This is a genomic window from Arenibacter hampyeongensis (genome assembly GCF_002909255.1).
GTDB classification, from domain to species: Bacteria; Bacteroidota; Bacteroidia; order Flavobacteriales; family Flavobacteriaceae; genus Arenibacter; species Arenibacter hampyeongensis.
Genome location: NZ_PIOB01000002.1, coordinates 432,171 through 450,579, shown reverse-complemented (window position 1 = coordinate 450,579; position 18,409 = coordinate 432,171). Strand labels below are relative to the sequence as shown.

Below are 18,409 nucleotides of genomic sequence, written 5' to 3'. Positions count from 1 at the left end.
AATCAATATTTAAGCTTGGCTAATCCGTCTTTCTCGGGTGGTACTTGTTCATAACTTCAGCCAAATGTGTACGGTCTACATGCATATATACCTCGGTAGTCGTTATGCTTTCGTGTCCCAACATTTGTTGAATGGCTCGCAGATCGGCCCCATTTTGTAATAAGTGGGTGGCAAAAGAGTGCCTAAAGGTATGTGGACTTATGCTTTTATGAAGTCCAATATCCACGGCAAGTTGTTTTATAATGGTAAATATCATGGCACGTGTTAATTGTCTTCCTCTGCGATTCAAAAATAGAATGTCTTCAAAACCTTTTTTGATCGCCATATGTATGCGTACCTCTTTCCTATAGATATTTATGTATTTCTTGTTTATTTCACTAATGGGAACAAAGCGTTGTTTATCTCCTTTTCCGGTTACCTTAATAAAGTCTTCCTCAAAATAAAGATCGGAAAGTCTTAGGCCAAGAAGTTCGGAAACCCTTAGTCCACACCCATAAAGTGTTTCCAAAATGGCACGGTTACGCTCCCCTTCAGGCTTGGAAAGGTCAATAGCCCCAATTAAATCATTGATCTCACCCTCGGAAAGTGTATCCGGGAGTTTGCGGCCAATCTTTGGGGATTCTATTAATTCCATGGGGTTGTCCTTGCGATAATCCTCGAAGACCAAGTAATTGAAAAAGCTTTTTAATCCGGATATTATCCTTGATTGGGACCTGGGATTTACCTGCTTGGCCAGCTCATAAATAAATTGTTGTATGGTCTCTTTTTTAATTTGTAAAGGGGTGTCTGCAAGTTGGTGCTTTTCTAGGAACAATATTAATTTCTCAACGTCCAAAACGTAGTTACTAATGGAATTTTTGGATAAACCTCGTTCCAAATTCAAGTAATGCTGAAAATCATGAAGGGCCTGCTTCCAATTCATGGGCTAAATATAAAGTACTTTTTTGGGTTGAAATAGGATTAATTCGTCTTAACTCCAATTTTTAGGGGATATTCTACATTTATTTTATAATGATTATGGCTTCTTATGTCAGGCAAATATGTTTGATGTAGAATCCTATATTTAAGCTAATTTAAGTGTCCAATTGGGGTGGCTGTGGAAATGATTGTTTTTCCCTTGTAAGGAAGCGACCAAAAGTATTATTTGGCCCTCTTTTTTTATGAATTACTATTTATTACTTTTAGCACATGAAAATCATAATTATCAACGGACCAAACCTTAACCTTTTGGGAAAACGCGAGCCAGAGGTTTACGGAAGAACAACTTTTGAAGAGTATTTTACTAACCTGCAATTCCAGTTTAAAGATGTGCAATTGGAATATTATCAGTCCAACATAGAAGGGGAAATCATTAATAAATTACACGATTGTGGCTTTGAAGGATATCAGGGCATTGTTTTAAATGCTGGTGCCTATACCCATACTTCCATTGGTATCGGCGATGCTATAAAAGGTATAACTACCCCTGTAGTAGAGGTGCATATTAGCAATACTTTTGGACGTGAGGAGTTTAGACACACCTCCTATATCTCCCCTGTTGCCAAAGGCGTTATTTTAGGTTTTGGGCTAAAAGGTTACGACCTGGCCATTCAAAGCTTTTTAAATAAGGGCTAAAGTAGTTGTTGGATTGAAGAAATCAATTGCCATCCAAAATTGAAAACAGTGATTTTTTAATTGCTGGGATTATTATAGACTAATCTGTAACCACCTCACTCGGCACTATTCTCTGCACACTGAGGACTGTTTACCAAAGACTGTTCACTTTTTATGCCATCTGTGGCTTTAGATACTTCTTATCTATATAAAAAGTCCCAAAAGGAACAAGGGAGGCAATAAAAAGGATAGCAAACATCTTTAAGTCCCACTTTCTTTCAATACATACCAGTATGGCCAGGACCACATAGGCCATGAACAGAAATCCATGTGCATACCCAATATAGATATTAGGTTCAGGTATTTGGGCCAAATATTTTAAGGGCATTCCAACGCCAAAAAGCAATAAATAGGAAATACCTTCGAGAATTGCGGTCAAACTGAAAATCTTCAACATAATTTTTTCGGTGGTGTTCGTGATCAGAGTATTATTTTAGACCCGTCAGGCTTTAAAACCTGACGGGTCTAAATTTGTTAAGGACCAATAAGCCTTTAATTATATATGTATTACTTCCCCGTAGGCATGTGCAACAGCCTCCATTACCGCTTCACTCATGGTAGGGTGGGGGTGTACCGCTTTCAAGATTTCATGTCCAGTGGTTTCCAATTTACGGGCCACAACAGCTTCGGCAATCATGTCCGTAACTCCGGCACCGATCATATGACATCCTAGCCATTCGCCGTATTTGGCGTCGAATATTACTTTTACGAATCCGTCCTTGTTACCAGAAGCACTGGCTTTTCCACTTGCCGAAAATGGGAATTTACCAACCTTTATTTCGTATCCTTTCTCAATGGCCTGCTTTTCGGTCAGTCCGACCGAGGCAATTTCCGGAGAGCAGTAAGTACACCCTGGGATGTTGCCATAATCCAATGGCTCTACATGCATATCCGCTATTTTTTCAACACATAGAATACCTTCTGCCGAGGCAACGTGGGCCAGAGCCTGTCCCGGGGTAACATCACCGATGGCAAAGTATCCGGGAATGTTGGTTTGGTAATAATCGTTTACTAAAATTTTATCCCTATCCGTAGCAATTCCAACATTTTCCAAGCCAATATTTTCGATATTGGTTTTAATACCCACGGCAGACAAAACAATATCGGCCTCAAGAACTTCTTCGCCTTTGCTAGTTTTAACAGTGGCTTTCACCCCAGCACCGGAAGTGTCTACCTTTGTTACCTCTGATGAGGTCATAATCTTGATACCTGTCTTTTTAAGACTGCGTTCCAATTGTTTTGAAATCTCTTCGTCCTCTACTGGTACAACATTTGGCAAAAACTCCACTACGGTTACATCCGTACCCATGGCATTATAGAAATAGGCAAATTCTATTCCAATGGCTCCACTACCTACTACTATCATTTTCTTTGGTTGTTTATCCAAAGACATGGCTTCGCGGTAACCTATAATTTTTTTGCCATCCTGTGGTAAGCTTGGTAGTTCCCGGCTACGGGCACCGGTAGCAATAATGATATTATTGGCCGAATACTCGGTTTCCTTACCATCATCAGATTTAACACTCACCTTTTTGCCCGGTTTTAAGGTTCCGTAACCATTAATGACTTCAATTTTATTCTTTTTCATCAAAAATTGAACGCCCTTGCTCATGCCTTCCGCTACATTCCTACTTCTTTTTACTACAGCGTTAAAGTCCTTGTCCACACCTTCCGCCTTAAGTCCGTAATCTGCTGCATGAAGCAAATATTCGAAAACCTGAGCGGATTTCAATAATGCTTTGGTAGGGATACATCCCCAATTTAAACAAACGCCACCAAGATTTTCTTTTTCTATAATGGCAGTCTTAAATCCCAATTGAGAGGCTCTGATTGCGGCTACATAACCTCCAGGACCACTACCTAATACAATAATATCGAAATTGCTCATTTGTATTTTTTTTGATAAATAAATTATGAAGTGGCAAAGTTACAAAACCATACTGAATTCACACGGATGCCATTTTAAATTAATTGGAATAAATAAGGCTGGCCCAAATGAATGAATTGGCCAGCCCAATACAATACGTAATTTTTTTTAACTTTTGGACAGGCCTATTTTTCCGGGACAAAGTTTAAGGCCGCCCCGTTGATACAATGCCTCTCGCCAGTGGTATTTTTAGGGCCATCGTTAAAAACATGACCAAGGTGACCACCGCAAGTTGCACAGTGTTCTTCTTTTCTGGCATAGCCTAAATCGTAATCCACATCAAAGGAAACATTTCCTTTTATCTCCCTGTCAAAACTAGGCCATCCCGTTCCGGAATCAAACTTGTGTTCGCTTTTAAAAAGTTCCGTCCCACAGGCGGCACATGTATAAATACCTTTTTGTTTGTTCTTCAGTAATTCGCTTGATCCAGGGTTTTCTGTACCTGCCTTGCGCAGCACATAAAACTGCATATCCGTTAATTGTTTACGCCACTCAGCTTCGGTTTTGGTAACTTTAAACTGCTCCTTTTTTTTGGAATCTATTTTGGATACTTCCTTTTCCTGTGAAGTTCCTTTGCATCCAATGAATACGATACAAAGTGCAAATATTATTTTTTTCATTTGACTTTTGTTTTTTTTAATGATTTAGACGGAAATGTTGAAGTTTCCTTGCAATACATATGTACGGGAATTTTATAGTTGAGGTTTCAAAATATAAAAATAGCCCTTAATTCCGTTGGGAAATAAGGGCTAAGAAAATTATTAGGCAACCTCTAATTTAACTTAAAGCGCTGTACATTCTTCTCCTCAACACCCAAAGTCCTCATTACCGCATTGATATTTGATTTGTCCAATTTCGATTCTGCAAATTGGCTAGGAAGAATAACAATTCTGAATAATTGATTGTCTGTGAAATCTGGGTCTAAATTGGCTAGATTAAAATTTCCGTCAATAAATAATTCCACGTCTATAAAGGTATGGGCATTTGTATATTGAATGGTACCTTCCGGTAGAAAGAAATTTTGTGGAATTAAGCTCCAAGCATCTGCGCTCGTGTTGTCTTGATAATCAACAGTTCCATCATATCTGTAGACCAAAACCGCGTCCGATTCAAAGACCTCAAAACTGGTAAAATCGGCAAATGTTATAATATAGGTAAAGATATCTCCTCCAGCATCATAGTTGAAGTTGACATTGTCCACTTCAAATACCTGTCCTTGGATACCATCCTGTCCATTTTGTCCGTCCAATCCATCCTGTCCATCAAAACCGTCAAAGCCTGGAGGTCCTGCCGGTCCTTCGCAGGAGATAAAAAATAAAGCAATAAATGCGCCGAGTAATAAGGTAACTTTTTTCATAATATTTATTTTAGAGTTTTAACGAATTGTATAATTGTTATTGTATTTTTATAGTAGTTTCAAAAAGCGTTCCAATTTTTATATCTATACTTGCAAAGTTAGGTTTTAGTTAAAACTTAGGGTTCTTGTATCAAAGATACGGACCAAAGTTGTCTAATATTGCACTAAATAACGTAATCATGACCAAAGTAGTATCCTATAGTTTATTTACAGATTTTGATATTAATCTTTTTAAGGCCGGTAAACATTTCAAATTATATGAAAAGTTGGGGTCCCATCTCATAGAGGTCAACGGAGTAAAGGGTACTTATTTTGCTGTTTGGGCCCCGTCTGCGCGGTCTGTTTCGGTGGTGGGCGACTTTAACAATTGGTATGAAGCAGATCATCAACTCAATGTTCGTTGGGACGGAAGTGGTATCTGGGAAGGGTTTGTGCCCGAATTGGGACAGGGTACTTTATATAAATATATTGTTCATTCTACCAATCATGGAGTAGTTACGGAAAAGGCTGACCCTTTCGCCAGAAGTTGTGAACACCCTCCAATGACAGCCTCAATTGTATGGGATGCCAAACACGAATGGACGGATAGTACATGGATGAAAACAAGAAAGGACAAAAATGCCCTGGATAAACCATATGCGGTGTATGAGGTGCATTTGGCCTCATGGAAGCGAAAATCGAATAATGATTATCTGACCTATTCAGAATTTGCCAAGGATCTTGTGGAATATGTAAAGGAAATGAATTTTACACATGTGGAGTTTATGCCCATCATGGAGTACCCTTATGATCCTTCATGGGGATATCAATTAACAGGTTATTTTGCCCCAACCTCTAGATTTGGAAAACCTGAAGGCTTTAAAATGTTGGTAGATACATTGCATCAAAATGGAATTGGGGTAATCCTGGATTGGGTGCCTTCTCATTTTCCCGAGGATGCACATGGATTGGGATTTTTTGATGGTTCCCATCTTTACGAACACCCTGATAGTAGAAGGGGATATCACCCAGATTGGAAAAGTCTAATATTTAATTACGGTAGAAATGAGGTTAGGGCCTTCCTGATCAGTAATGCCATGTTTTGGTTGGATCAATTCCATGTTGATGCCCTACGGGTAGATGCAGTGGCGTCCATGATATATTTGGATTATTCCAGGGAAGAAGGTGAGTGGGAGCCCAATATATATGGGAACAATGAAAATTTGGAGGCCATTTCATTTATAAGGGAATTAAATGAAACCGTTTATTCCAATTTTGAAGGAATACAGATGATTGCAGAAGAATCTACTTCCTTTTCTATGGTGTCCAAACCAGTTAGTATGGGAGGGTTGGGTTTCGGAATGAAATGGATGATGGGATGGATGCACGATACGCTTGAATATTTTAAAAAGGAACCTGTTTACAGGAAACACCATCAAAATGATTTGACATTTAGTGCCACCTATGCATTTACCGAGAATTTTATGCTCCCATTTTCACATGATGAAGTGGTTTATGGTAAACAGTCACTGTTATACAGAATGCCGGGAGATGAATGGCAACAATTTGCCAATTTAAGATTGCTTTTTGGGTACATGTATACCCATCCTGGCGCTAATTTAATTTTCATGGGCGGTGAATTCGGGCAATCTTCAGAATGGAATTTTCAAAAAAGTTTGGACTGGCACTTACTGCAATATGATTTTCACATTGGAATCCAAAATCTGATAAAGGATTTGAATAAACTTTATCAAGAGTATCCTGCCCTATACGAGAAACAATTTAGTCCCGAAGGTTTTCAATGGATAGATTATGGGGATCATGCCAATTCGGTCTTGACCTATATTAGAAAAGGACTTAATCCCAAAGAAAATGTATACATAGCCTGTAATTTTACTCCTGTTCCAAGGGAAAAATATAGAATGGGAATTACCAAAACAGGACAATTAAAGGAAATTTTTAATAGTGATGATACAAAATACGGTGGTACTGGAATGAAAAATGGTACACTAAAAATAAGTAAAACTCCATGGCATGGATACGATAAGTCCGTGGAAATCACTATTCCACCACTTGGAGTAGTCGTTTTTAAGTGATTATGAGGTCTTTTAGCGCAATTGATTATAAATGCGAAGCATATCATTTCGTTAATTCGGGTGAATGTCTTTTTTTTGTATTCGCAAAAATAACAAACCATGATCACCAATACTGAACTTGAATACAAAGGCAATTTATACCCCAATACAATTGTCGAGTACCGCAGGGATACGGATAAATTGTATTTTACTACTTCAAACGGGGTTGTTTTAGAGATGACAATTTTGCGTGATAGTATATTTAGGTTTAGATATGCTACCGAAAATATTTTTGAACCTGACTTCTCCTATTCGATCAGTGAAGATGTGAGTTTGGGGTTTAATCACCTTAAGGTAGAGGAGAATGCAACGGAATATCTGGTACATACTGCGAAACTTAGGGTATTGGTCGATAAAAAGACCTTAAGGATACAGATTTCGGATTTGGAGGGCAATATCATTAATGAGGATGAACTTGGTTTTCATTGGGAGGAAAACTATGAGTTTGGGGGGAATTCCGTAAAAATGAGTAAGATTACCCAAAACGCTGAAAGTTTCTATGGCTTGGGCGATAAGGCCACACATTCAAACCTAAAAGGTAAGCGTGTAAGCAACTGGGTAACCGACCAATATGCCTATGGTAAAGATCAAGATCCGTTATACAAGGCAATTCCTTTCTTTATTGGGTTACATAATAATAAGTCTTACGGTATTTTCTTTGACAATACCTTTAAAACCAATTTTGATTTTGCGCACGAGCGAAGAAACGTAACCAGCTTTTGGGCAGATGGGGGTGAGATGAATTATTATTTTATCTATGGCCCGCAAATGAGCCAAGTGGTAAAGTCTTATACAAATCTAACAGGGACCCCGGAATTGCCTCCAATGTGGGCCATGGGCTACCATCAATCCAAATGGAGCTATTATCCGGAAAGCAATGTTAGGGCACTGGCCAAAACTTTTAGAAAATTGAGAATCCCTTGTGATGCCATTTATTTGGACATAGATTATATGGACGGATTTAAGTGTTTTACATGGGACAAATCCCGTTTTCCCAATCCCAAAAAGATGATTTCCGATTTGGAGGAGAAGGGATTTAAGACTGTGGTTATGATCGATCCCGGGATTAAGATCGATAAGGATTATTGGGTATATCAAGAGGGTGTAGAAAACGATTATTTCTGTAAAAGGGCCGATGGTGCTATTATGAAAGGTAAGGTATGGCCAGGGGAATGTAATTTCCCCGATTTTACCAACCCAAAGGTAAGGGAATGGTGGGCTGAACTTTATAAGGAGATGATGACCGAAATTGGCGTACATGCCGTTTGGAACGATATGAATGAGCCGGCCGTTATGGAGGTGCCCACCAAGACAGCACCTTTGGATACCCGTCATGATTATGATGGCCATCCTTGTTCGCACAGGAAGGCCCACAATGTTTACGGAATGCAGATGGTACGTGCTACCTATGAGGGAATAAAAAAATACGTTTATCCAAAAAGACCTTTTGTAATTACCAGGGCCGCATTTGCTGGAACCCAAAGATTTTCATCTACATGGACCGGAGATAATGTTGCCACATGGGAACACTTATGGATTGCAAATGTACAGGCCCAACGGATGTGTATGAGTGGGTATTCGTTCATAGGTTCGGATATTGGTGGTTTTGCAGAGCAACCCAATGGGGAGCTGTTTGCGAGATGGATTCAGTTGGGAGTGTTTCATCCTTTCTGCAGGGTTCATTCCAGTGGTGATCACGGAGATCAAGAGCCTTGGTCTTTTGATGACGAAGTAACCAGTATAGTGCGTAAATTTATTGAATTACGCTATCAATTGTTACCGTATCTGTACACTATGTTCTACAGGTATTCCAAAGAGGGAGTGCCAATGTTAAAGCCGTTGGTGCATTTTGATCAGGAGGATCATCAGACCCATTTTAGGACAGATGAATTTATTTTTGGGGAGCAAATTTTAATATGTCCAGTACAGGAACCCAATGCCCAAGGTCGTAGGATGTACATTCCTAGAGGTACCTGGTATAATTATTGGACCAATGAAGCTGTTGTTGGTGGCATGGAGAAATGGGTGGTAGCCGGTTTGGATAAAATCCCGATCTTCATTAAGGAAGGGGCCATGATTCCTAAATATCCGGTCCAGCAATATGTTGGGGAACTGGAAATTAAAGAACTGGTTCTGGACGTATATTATAAAAAAGGAGTGGAAACTTCAACCGTTTACGAAGATGGTGAGGACGGATATGACTACAAAAAAGGCAGGTACAGTCTTAGAAACTTTAATTTTAAAGGTAAAGAAAATGAATTGGTGATCCAACAGTTTAAGGACGGTAGTTTTATTACTTCCTATAAAACCTTTAAAATGAATCTTCATGGATTGCCCTTTAAAATAAAGCAAATACAGGTAGATAATGAGATTGTTGATTTAAAGGAAGTGAAGTTAAATGGCAATAATAATATTCATTTGAGCAAAGATTTTACTGTGTTGCACATTATTGGCGCCTAATTTTTTTGTAATTTTCGATGAATAAATACATAATTCCAAGATGAAAAAAATTGTTTTAATAATAATGGTCTTTTTAGGAGTTGCGGCTTGTAAGACCAATCCTTTTACGGGGCAGAAGGTTTTGAATTTTTACCCCAATAGTCAGATTTTTCCAACGGCTTTTGCTCAATATGACCAATTTCTTGGTGAGAACAAGGTAATAACAGGGACCGAGGACGCTAGAATGATTACAAGAACAGGCCAACGTATTTCCGCTGCCGCCGAACGTTGGTTGACCGCCAACGGTTATCCCGGTTATTTGAAGGATTACAAATGGGAATATAATTTAGTAAATGACGAAACCGTCAATGCCTGGTGTATGCCTGGAGGTAAAATTGTTTTTTACACTGGCATTCTACCTATTTGTAAAGGTGAAACAGGGGTTGCCGTGGTAATGGGGCATGAAGTGGCCCACGCCCTTGCCGATCATGGTGCACAGCGCATGAGTGCCGGTACCTTACAGCAATTGGGAGCAGTAGCTGGTAATGTGGCTATTCAGGACGAACAAAAAAGGAACATATTTAACCAAGCTTATGGCATTGGATCCCAAGTGGGGATAATGCTTCCTTTTAGTCGAAGTCATGAAACGGAAGCCGATAGAATTGGTTTGCAAATTATGGCCATTGCCGGTTATAATCCGGATGAGGCTGCGGAACTTTGGCAAAGAATGAAGGCCAATAGTGGAGGTGCCGCACCACCAGAGTTTTTAAGTACACACCCATCAAATGATACGCGGATCGCCAACCTTACCCAATGGGCACCATTGGCAAAACAAGAAGCTGCAAAATTTGGTGTTACCTCATTTCAATAGTGGTTTTTAGAATAAGAATTATAAAGTAATTTCATTTATGAAGCTGTTCTTTTTATGGGGCAGCTTTTTTTTATGTATGGCTAGAACATTTCCAAAAAAGGGCAGTAAAAAATTGTTGAATGCCTGGGCATTTTATGACTGGGCAAATTCAGTTTATAGTCTTGTAATTTCTTCGGCAATATTTCCCATTTTTTACGGAGCCTTGTTTCGGGTGGCCGAAATTGAGAAGGTAGTTGTCTTTGGTGGGGAAATTGCTAGGGCTCCCTTAATAAGTTATGTAACCTCGGCAGCATTTTTGTTCATAGCCGTTATTACGCCAATTTTGTCCGGCATCTCCGATTATTTGGGTAATAAAAGGCTATTTATGAAATTATTTTGTTACCTGGGGGCATTGTCCTGTATTGGGTTATATTGGTTTTCTTTGGATAATATTTATTTCAGTCTCATCTGCTATTTTTTTGGACTGGTAGGTTTCTGGGTGAGTTTTGCCTTTAATAATTCCTATTTGCCGGATGTTGCTTTTCCAGGACAACAAGATGGCATCAGTGCAAAAGGTTTTTCATTGGGATATGCTGGGAGTGTTATTTTGCTGTTGTTTAATTTGGCAATGGTAATGGAACCCAATTTGTTTGGTATTGAATCCGATGTTAATGGTGTTGCCGAAATAAAAGCTATGAGGTATTCATTTTTATCGGTGGGTATTTGGTGGATAGTATTTGCACAGTACACCTTTTATTTTCTGCCAAAAGGTTTTAAAAGGGAAGGGGAAAGGCGGCATATAATACTAAATGGATTTAGGGAGCTAAGAGGTGTTTGGCATCAACTTGGGGCACAAAAAAAATTGAAGCGATATTTGGGTGCATTTTTTGTTTATAGCATGGCGGTACAGACCGTTATGCTGATTGCGACCTATTTCGGGGAAGAAGAGATTCAATGGCATTCGGATTCCGAACGCACAACTGGATTAATTATAAGCATCCTACTTATTCAGTTGGTGGCAATTTTAGGGGCTACCCTAACGGCTAGGGCTTCCAAAGCATTCGGTAATATTGGGACACTTATTGTAGTTAATATATTGTGGGTAATAATATGCATTTATGCTTATTTTCTAATTACACCCATAGATTTTTATATAGCCGCAGGCTGCGTTGGAATTGTTATGGGAGGGATTCAGGCGCTTTCGCGATCAACTTATTCCAAATTTATTCCAGACACTAAAGATACGGCCTCTTTCTTCAGTTTTTATGATGTAGCGGAAAAGATAGGAATTGTAATCGGTACCTTTTTGTATGGTTTTGCAGCACAATATTCTGGAAGCATGCGATATGCCATAATATTATTGGGATTGTTTTTTTTAGGTGGCGCATTTCTTTTGACCAGGGTAAACAAGGTCAAGGATTATTAAACTCTTAGGATGAATTCCTACAGCGAGCATAGTTACAGCTCAACTTATGGACAGTACCTTAAAACAAAACCTTGCCCAGCAACAATAATTATTGGATAGCAATAATATTGTAAATTAATGTTTGGTGATATCTCCGGAACCTGAAACTTTACTACTTATTTTTTCAGGATTCCCTCTGTAATCTATATCGCCGGATCCCGATACTTTGGCATCTAGTTTCGTGTTGGCGGTAACCTCAATATTAGCCGAACCCGAAACAGTGGCTACTACATTATCTGCAATAAGGTCATAGGCATTGATATCTCCAGATCCTGAAATAAATGCTTCAAAATTGGTGGTAATTCCACTTAAGGCCATATCTCCAGATCCTGACATACTGGCTTTTACCGAAGTGGCATCCAAACTTAATGCGATATCTCCCGAGCCGGACATCGAGGTTTCAAAAAAATCTGTTTTTATCGTCTTTTTGCCAACAATATCGCCTGATCCGGACAAAGATAGACTGTTAATATGCTCTACGGGAATGGTTATGGAAACTCCTTTTTTCCAAAGGGATAGATTCAGGTTATACCCTTCTTCAACTTTTACTACTAATTTATTGCTGGTAACTTCGGTGATGATATGATCCAAAATATTTTCATCCCCTACTAGGATAATTTTGCCTTCACGGCCCTCCACTAGTTCAATTTCAAATGAACCGGAAATTGCAATATGATCGTAATCCGATGTGGTTCTTTCTATGGTGGTCACATTGCCATTACCGCTTATTTTTTTATTTTTCTGAGCGGTCAAAGCACCCATGGCAAATAATATGATGAGGATAGTTGTTGATTGTTTCATTTTTATAATTTAATATTATTTTTTTATGAACGATATTCCGCCGTATTCGCTATTTATAGACATCAGATTACCACTATTTTGACTCCCGTGATAACCCTGGTAGTAGCTTGTGTTGGATTTTTCCTTGCTTATGTTTGTTTCGAAATCATCTTTGCCACTTACTCCTGCATATTCGGTTTCAATTTCAAAATTGAAATGATACTCAGGTGAGTAACCTATCTTAATACCCGTATAATCGCTACTTATTTGAAGATTTTTGGCATCAGAGGCCATCTGGTCTATTTTCACGGACCCGTAGCTCGATTTTATATCCACATTACCATGGATATCCCCTAATTTTACATTTACATAATCGCCATTGCCCTGAATATTTTTGGCCTTCCCGATTTCCAAATTACCATAATCGCAAACATAGGAAAGGTCATTCATAGTGTGGATGGTAGCATTGGTATAGTCCGCAACAATATCTAGGTTTCCTGCCTTTTCAATGGTAAAACCGGAGTAGTCTGCGTTGATTTTGCCACTGTTTATATAACCAATGGTAGATTTGGAGGTATAGTCAAAGGACAACTGGTTGCTTCTGCCATGTAGTTCCCCAATTTCCAACCTGCCATAATCACAATTAATTTTGGCGTGGCCGTCTATCCTATCCAGAATTATGCTGCCGTAATCGTTGCTGAGGTTAACGCTGTTTTTAATAGGGATTCTAACCGTATAGTTCACTTGCATATTTACGTTGTTGTTATTGCCCCAGTTCCAGCCCCAACTATTTCTTTCCTTGTGGAAGATAGTTGAAGCGGAAACCATATTGTTATTGGCTTCAAAATCCACTGTAATACCATCAAGCTTACTTTGCACCTTGTCTTCATTGTCCCCTGTGGTCTTAATATGCACCTCTATCGTGACCCTATCTTCGTTCCATGAGGTTATATTTAGACTGCCGTAGCTATTGGAGATTTTCAAAAGGGCGTCCGAATTTACGTTGTACTCTTTTTTAATGGTTTTTTCCTTGGTATACTTGCCCCTGGGTATATCGTTGTTGGAAAATAACATGAAAGGAATAATCAATGATATGGCGAGCATATATCTAAGCTGTAATATTTTCATCTTTGTAGTTTTTTAAAATCTTTATTTCTTCTATTTGCTCCAATACTTCATTCAATAGATCAATTCTGGTTTGAAAATTGGTAATCATGGCGCTTAATATCAGTTTGCTATTTCCGCCATTTAATAAATCCTGCACCATTTCTTTGTAATCGTTATCCAGCGTCCTAAGTTGAGTCATGGTATCGGCAATCAACTTCTGTGTTGCAGGTGCATTTTCACTTTGCATTTTTTTTACCTGTTCCTCAATTAAACTTGCAAAGTAGTATTCGGTGTTGGTGATTTCCGGTGAAATTTTTGAAACTTGTTGTTGTACACTTGGGGATGGGTTAAATAAATCAAATCCAATTGTGCAAAGCAAAATCACGGTCGCAGCTATGGATAGTGATTTCCACCATATACCAGTCCTTTTTCCTCTTTTTCCTTCAGCTGAGGAGGTCTCCAATTTTGTTAAAAACCGTTGCTTATGTCCTTCGGTAGGTTCTTCCTTATCAAAGGAGCCTTGTAATTCCCTAAACAGATTTTCTATATGGTCATTTTCCATCGTATACCGTATTTAATTTTTGTCTTAGGCTCTCTTTGGCCCTTGAAATCATTGTCCTGCAATTGGCATAACTCAAATTCATGATTTCGCTTATTTCTTCATAATCATATCCTTCTATTAAATGTAAGGTCAAAGAAATTCTGTAATTGTCTTTTAGCAGTTTCATGGTTTCAATCACTTTTTGAGCCTTTAGTTCAATCATACCATTATCTGGGACATATCCATCATTGTCTTCGACCTTGTACATTACTTTGTCAAGATCAATTTCTTGACGCTTTAATTGCTTCCTGTATTGATGAATACTGTTGTTTACAACAATGCGCTTTAACCAGGCCCCAAAAGATACTTCTCCTTTAAAGGTATCAAGTTTGGTCAACGCACTTAAAAGCGATTCCTGCATAACATCCTCGGCAATGGCGCTATCTTTTACAATCCTAAAAGAAACATTGTACATTCCCTTGTAATAGCGATTGTAAACTTCCATTTGTGCGTGTCTGTTACTACTTAAGCACATTGGTATTAGTTCATCAATATGTGTCTTTTCTAGGCTCAAAAAGAAATTGGTTTGCTTAATAGATGAAGTAATTTAGGGAATGTTACAGTTTATTTATAAAAAGATTTGACTTGTTGGCATAAGAATTGCCCAATTAGAATTAAAAGGAAATAACAAGATCCATAACCTCCTTATTTTTATAGGAATGAGGGTGTATTTAGGATTGAATATAAATTATTTTTCTGTCTGTGAATGACAGAATGACCGATATAAGAATATGGCTAAAACAAAAAACATAAAATTTGACACTATGTCATTGCACGGGATCGAGGAGGATTCGGAATTAATACCATTGATGACACCAGAGGATGAGGAGGAAATTAACAATGAAACATTGCCCGAAACCTTGCCTATATTGCCGTTGCGCAATACTGTTTTGTTTCCTGGTGTGGTTATTCCTATTACAGCAGGAAGGGATAAATCCATTAAATTAATAAAGGATGCCAATAACGGTTCAAAGGTAATCGGGGTTGTTTCCCAAAAGGATGAGGAAACGGAAAATCCTGGGGTAAAGGATATAAATACCTTGGGAACTGTAGCCAGAATTTTGAGGGTGCTTCAAATGCCCGATGGAAACACTACGGTGATCATTCAAGGCAAGAAACGTTTTGAAGTGGCGGAAGTGCTTACAGAAAAACCATATATCACCGCTACGGTAAGGGAAACAAAAGAAGTAAGACCAGAGAGGGACAATAAGGAATTTAGGGCAATAATAGATTCTATTAAAGAACTGTCCCTGCAAATTATTAGGGATAATCCCAACATCCCAAGTGAGGCCTCATTTGCCATAAAGAATATTCAGAGCGATTCATTCTTGATCAATTTTGTTTCTTCCAATCTCAACTTGAGCGTAAAGGATAAGCAGGAGCTTTTGGAGATAGGTAATTTGCAGGATCGGGCATTGGCCACACTTAAATACATGAACATAGAGCTTCAGAAGCTGGAACTGAAAAATGACATTCAGTCCAAGGTTAGAACCGATATGGATCAACAGCAAAGGGAGTACTATCTTCATCAACAAATGAAGACTATCCAAGAAGAATTGGGTGGTATTTCATATGAAGAGGAAGTGGATGAGATGCGGATTAAAGCCAAAAAGAAAAAGTGGAGTAAGGAAGTTGCCGAGCATTTTGACAAGGAATTGGCAAAAATGCAACGGATGAACCCACAGGTGGCCGAGTACTCCATCCAACGTAATTATTTGGACTTGTTTATAGAATTGCCCTGGAACGAGTATTCCAAGGATAAATTTGATTTAAAAAGAGCTCAAAAAATATTGGATAGAGATCATTATGGATTGGAAGATGTAAAGAGGAGAATCATTGAATATTTGGCTGTCTTAAAACTGCGTAACGATATGAAATCGCCTATCCTTTGTTTGTACGGACCTCCTGGTGTTGGTAAAACTTCCTTGGGGAAATCTGTTGCGGAAGCTTTGGGAAGGGAATATGTAAGGATATCCCTTGGGGGACTCAGAGATGAGGCAGAGATACGTGGCCATCGTAAAACATACATAGGTGCAATGCCAGGCAGAATAGTTCAAAGCCTAAAAAAGGCGGGTAAATCCAACCCCGTTTTTATTTTGGATGAAATAGACAAGTTGTCCAATAGTCATCAAGGAGACCCATCTTCTGCTATGTTGGAGGTCTTGGATCCTGAACAGAACAATGAGTTCCATGACAATTTCTTGGAAATGGGTTACGACCTATCCAAGGTTATGTTCATTGCTACGGCCAATAGCCTAGGTGAAATTCAGCCTGCCCTCAGGGACAGAATGGAGATAATTCACGTAACAGGCTATACCATTGAGGAAAAGGTAGAAATTGCCAGAAAGCATTTATTGCCAAAGCAATTGAAAGAACATGGCTTGTCCACGAAAGATTTGAAAATTGGCAAGCCACAATTGGAAAAAATTGTTGAAGGCTATACCAGGGAATCTGGGGTTAGGTCTTTGGAAAAGCAAATTGCCAAAATGGTCCGTTATGCAGCTAAATCCATTGCCATGGAGGAGGAGTATAACCTTAAGATTTCCTCGGAAGATATTGAAAAGATTTTGGGTCCGGCACGTATGGAAAGGGACAAATATGAGAATAATGATGTGGCAGGAGTGGTTACGGGATTGGCATGGACCAGTGTTGGTGGCGATATTCTTTTTATTGAATCCATTTTGTCTAAGGGAAAAGGAAATCTAAGTATTACCGGTAACCTCGGTACCGTGATGAAGGAATCTGCCACTATAGCCATGGAATACATTAAATCCAATTCGGATAGGTATGGCTTAGATCCGGAGGTGTTTGATAAATACAATGTACATATCCACGTTCCTGAAGGGGCAACACCAAAAGATGGACCTAGTGCGGGTATTACTATGTTAACCTCTTTGGTGTCCCTGTTTACACAGAAAAAAATTAAAAAGAGTTTGGCCATGACAGGGGAAATAACTTTAAGGGGCAAGGTGCTTCCTGTAGGGGGAATAAAAGAGAAAATATTGGCCGCTAAGCGTGCAAGAATAAAGGAGATTATACTTTGTGAGGATAATAGGAAGGATATTTTGGAAATTAAGGAAGATTATCTAAAGGGTCTTACTTTTCATTATGTGACCGATATGCAGGAGGTAATAGATATTGCCATTACAAACGATTCCGTTAAAAATCCGAAGCAACTCTAAGTAATTTTTTAAAATTATTTTATCAAAAGTACCTGGCAATTAAGGGCTAGGTACTTTTTTGTTTTGTTTTTTGAGGAAGGAATAAACCGTAAAGCGGTTGGAGATTCCGGATAGGTCCAATTTATTAACTTTGGGATATTTTATTGTCAACATTAGCCTTATCCATACTATGGAATTGAGCAATTCTTATTATTTTTAGACACATGGGAAAGATTACTATTGCAATTGATGGATTTTCATCAACAGGAAAGAGCACTATAGCAAAACAGTTGGCAAAAGCACTGGATTATGTTTATGTAGATACCGGTGCCATGTATAGGGCGGTGACCCTTTTTGCCATGCGGCAGGGTTTTATTGGAGGTAAAAGGGATGATCTGGAAGGTTTGGGAAATGCTCTTTCTGGGATTGATCTTAAATTTGTTTACAATAAATCCCTTGGATTTTCAGAAATGTATTTGAATGGGGAAAATGTGGAGAATGAAATTAGAACCTTGGCTGTTTCACAGCAAGTGAGTAAGATCGCTACCATTGAGAAGGTACGTTTGAAATTGGTAGCTATGCAGCAGGAAATGGGAAAGAAAAAAGGGGTAGTAATGGATGGCAGGGATATTGGTACCGTAGTATTTCCGGATGCCGAATTTAAAATTTTCATGACCGCATCTCCTGAAACCAGAGCTTTTAGAAGATATAAAGAGCTTTTGGAAAAAGGGGAGAAGGTAACCTACGAGGAAGTGCTCAAAAATGTTCAAACCCGGGATTATATAGATTCACATCGTGAATTTTCGCCTTTGAGAAAAGCGGAGGACGCCATAGAATTTGATAATAGCGATATGGGTTTAAAGGAGCAGTTGGAACGTATGTATAATTTTGCGCTCCGTAAAATAGGGGGATAATTGTTAATTTTTATTTTGTAAAATACCAATTTGGGCGCAGC

Annotated in this window: 16 protein-coding genes; 7 read left to right on the top strand and 9 right to left on the bottom strand. The window is 38.7% G+C overall.

The features are described from left to right. Nucleotides 1-19: 19 nt before the first annotated feature. Entirely contained in the window at nt 20-922 is a 903-nt protein-coding gene (xerD, locus tag CWD91_RS06765; protein ID WP_103440215.1) for a site-specific tyrosine recombinase XerD, read from the bottom strand. A 266-nt stretch (nt 923-1,188) separates the two neighbouring features. On the opposite strand from xerD, the gene aroQ reads away from it, so the two are divergent. Further along, a complete protein-coding gene (gene aroQ, locus CWD91_RS06760) occupies nt 1,189-1,614 on the top strand; it encodes a type II 3-dehydroquinate dehydratase (protein WP_103440214.1) in 426 nt (141 codons plus the stop codon). Nucleotides 1,615-1,765: 151 nt separating this feature from the next. Here the strand turns inward: aroQ and CWD91_RS06755 are convergent, their stop codons facing one another. The 4 genes from CWD91_RS06755 to CWD91_RS06740 all read right to left on the bottom strand — a co-directional run bounded on the left by CWD91_RS06755 (nt 1,766) and on the right by CWD91_RS06740 (nt 4,937). Beyond that, nucleotides 1,766-2,050 carry a DUF3817 domain-containing protein gene (locus CWD91_RS06755; RefSeq protein ID WP_103440213.1) on the bottom strand — a complete coding sequence of 95 codons (285 nt, stop codon included), beginning with the start codon at nt 2,048-2,050 and terminating at the stop codon, nt 1,766-1,768. A 99-nt stretch (nt 2,051-2,149) separates the two neighbouring features. Beyond that, nucleotides 2,150-3,541: a dihydrolipoyl dehydrogenase gene (gene lpdA, locus CWD91_RS06750; protein ID WP_103440212.1), complete on the bottom strand. Its 1,392-nt coding sequence runs from the start codon at nt 3,539-3,541 to the stop codon at nt 2,150-2,152. Between the two features lie 164 nt (nt 3,542-3,705). Continuing rightward, nucleotides 3,706-4,200, bottom strand: coding sequence for a peptide-methionine (R)-S-oxide reductase MsrB (gene msrB, locus CWD91_RS06745; protein ID WP_103440211.1), 495 nt, complete (start codon nt 4,198-4,200; stop codon nt 3,706-3,708). Between the two features lie 152 nt (nt 4,201-4,352). Further along, a complete protein-coding gene (locus CWD91_RS06740; protein WP_103440210.1) occupies nt 4,353-4,937 on the bottom strand; it encodes a collagen-like protein in 585 nt (194 codons plus the stop codon). A 179-nt stretch (nt 4,938-5,116) separates the two neighbouring features. Here CWD91_RS06740 and glgB point away from each other — a divergent pair, with 179 nt between their 5' ends. The 4 genes from glgB to CWD91_RS06720 all read left to right on the top strand — a co-directional run bounded on the left by glgB (nt 5,117) and on the right by CWD91_RS06720 (nt 11,766). Further along, a complete protein-coding gene (glgB, locus tag CWD91_RS06735) occupies nt 5,117-7,012 on the top strand; it encodes a 1,4-alpha-glucan branching protein GlgB (RefSeq protein ID WP_103440209.1) in 1,896 nt (631 codons plus the stop codon). Nucleotides 7,013-7,111: 99 nt separating this feature from the next. Continuing rightward, nucleotides 7,112-9,511 carry a glycoside hydrolase family 31 protein gene (locus CWD91_RS06730; protein WP_103440208.1) on the top strand — a complete coding sequence of 800 codons (2,400 nt, stop codon included), beginning with the start codon at nt 7,112-7,114 and terminating at the stop codon, nt 9,509-9,511. 40 nt (nt 9,512-9,551) lie between these two features. Continuing rightward, entirely contained in the window at nt 9,552-10,361 is an 810-nt protein-coding gene (locus CWD91_RS06725; protein WP_103440207.1) for a M48 family metallopeptidase, read from the top strand. A 76-nt stretch (nt 10,362-10,437) separates the two neighbouring features. Next, entirely contained in the window at nt 10,438-11,766 is a 1,329-nt protein-coding gene (locus CWD91_RS06720) for an MFS transporter (RefSeq protein ID WP_103440512.1), read from the top strand. Nucleotides 11,767-11,880: 114 nt separating this feature from the next. Here the strand turns inward: CWD91_RS06720 and CWD91_RS06715 are convergent, their stop codons facing one another. From CWD91_RS06715 to CWD91_RS06700, 4 genes are read right to left on the bottom strand one after another with little or no spacing between them, the layout of a single operon-like run. Then, the gene (locus CWD91_RS06715) at nt 11,881-12,606 is read right to left on the bottom strand and encodes a head GIN domain-containing protein (protein WP_103440206.1); all 726 of its coding nucleotides are present in this window, start codon (nt 12,604-12,606) and stop codon (nt 11,881-11,883) included. 15 nt (nt 12,607-12,621) lie between these two features. After that, nucleotides 12,622-13,713, bottom strand: coding sequence for a hypothetical protein (locus CWD91_RS06710; protein WP_103440205.1), 1,092 nt, complete (start codon nt 13,711-13,713; stop codon nt 12,622-12,624). After that, nucleotides 13,694-14,254 carry a hypothetical protein gene (locus CWD91_RS06705; protein ID WP_103440204.1) on the bottom strand — a complete coding sequence of 187 codons (561 nt, stop codon included), beginning with the start codon at nt 14,252-14,254 and terminating at the stop codon, nt 13,694-13,696. Before CWD91_RS06705 ends, CWD91_RS06710 begins: the two co-directional genes overlap by 20 nt. After that, entirely contained in the window at nt 14,244-14,807 is a 564-nt protein-coding gene (locus tag CWD91_RS06700; protein ID WP_103440203.1) for an RNA polymerase sigma factor, read from the bottom strand. Before CWD91_RS06700 ends, CWD91_RS06705 begins: the two co-directional genes overlap by 11 nt. 250 nt (nt 14,808-15,057) lie before the next feature. On the opposite strand from CWD91_RS06700, the gene lon reads away from it, so the two are divergent. Next, nucleotides 15,058-17,475, top strand: coding sequence for an endopeptidase La (lon, locus tag CWD91_RS06695; RefSeq protein ID WP_192877643.1), 2,418 nt, complete (start codon nt 15,058-15,060; stop codon nt 17,473-17,475). Nucleotides 17,476-17,678: 203 nt separating this feature from the next. Then, nucleotides 17,679-18,368: a (d)CMP kinase gene (cmk, locus tag CWD91_RS06690; protein ID WP_103440201.1), complete on the top strand. Its 690-nt coding sequence runs from the start codon at nt 17,679-17,681 to the stop codon at nt 18,366-18,368. The last annotated feature ends 41 nt before the right edge of the window (nt 18,369-18,409 follow it).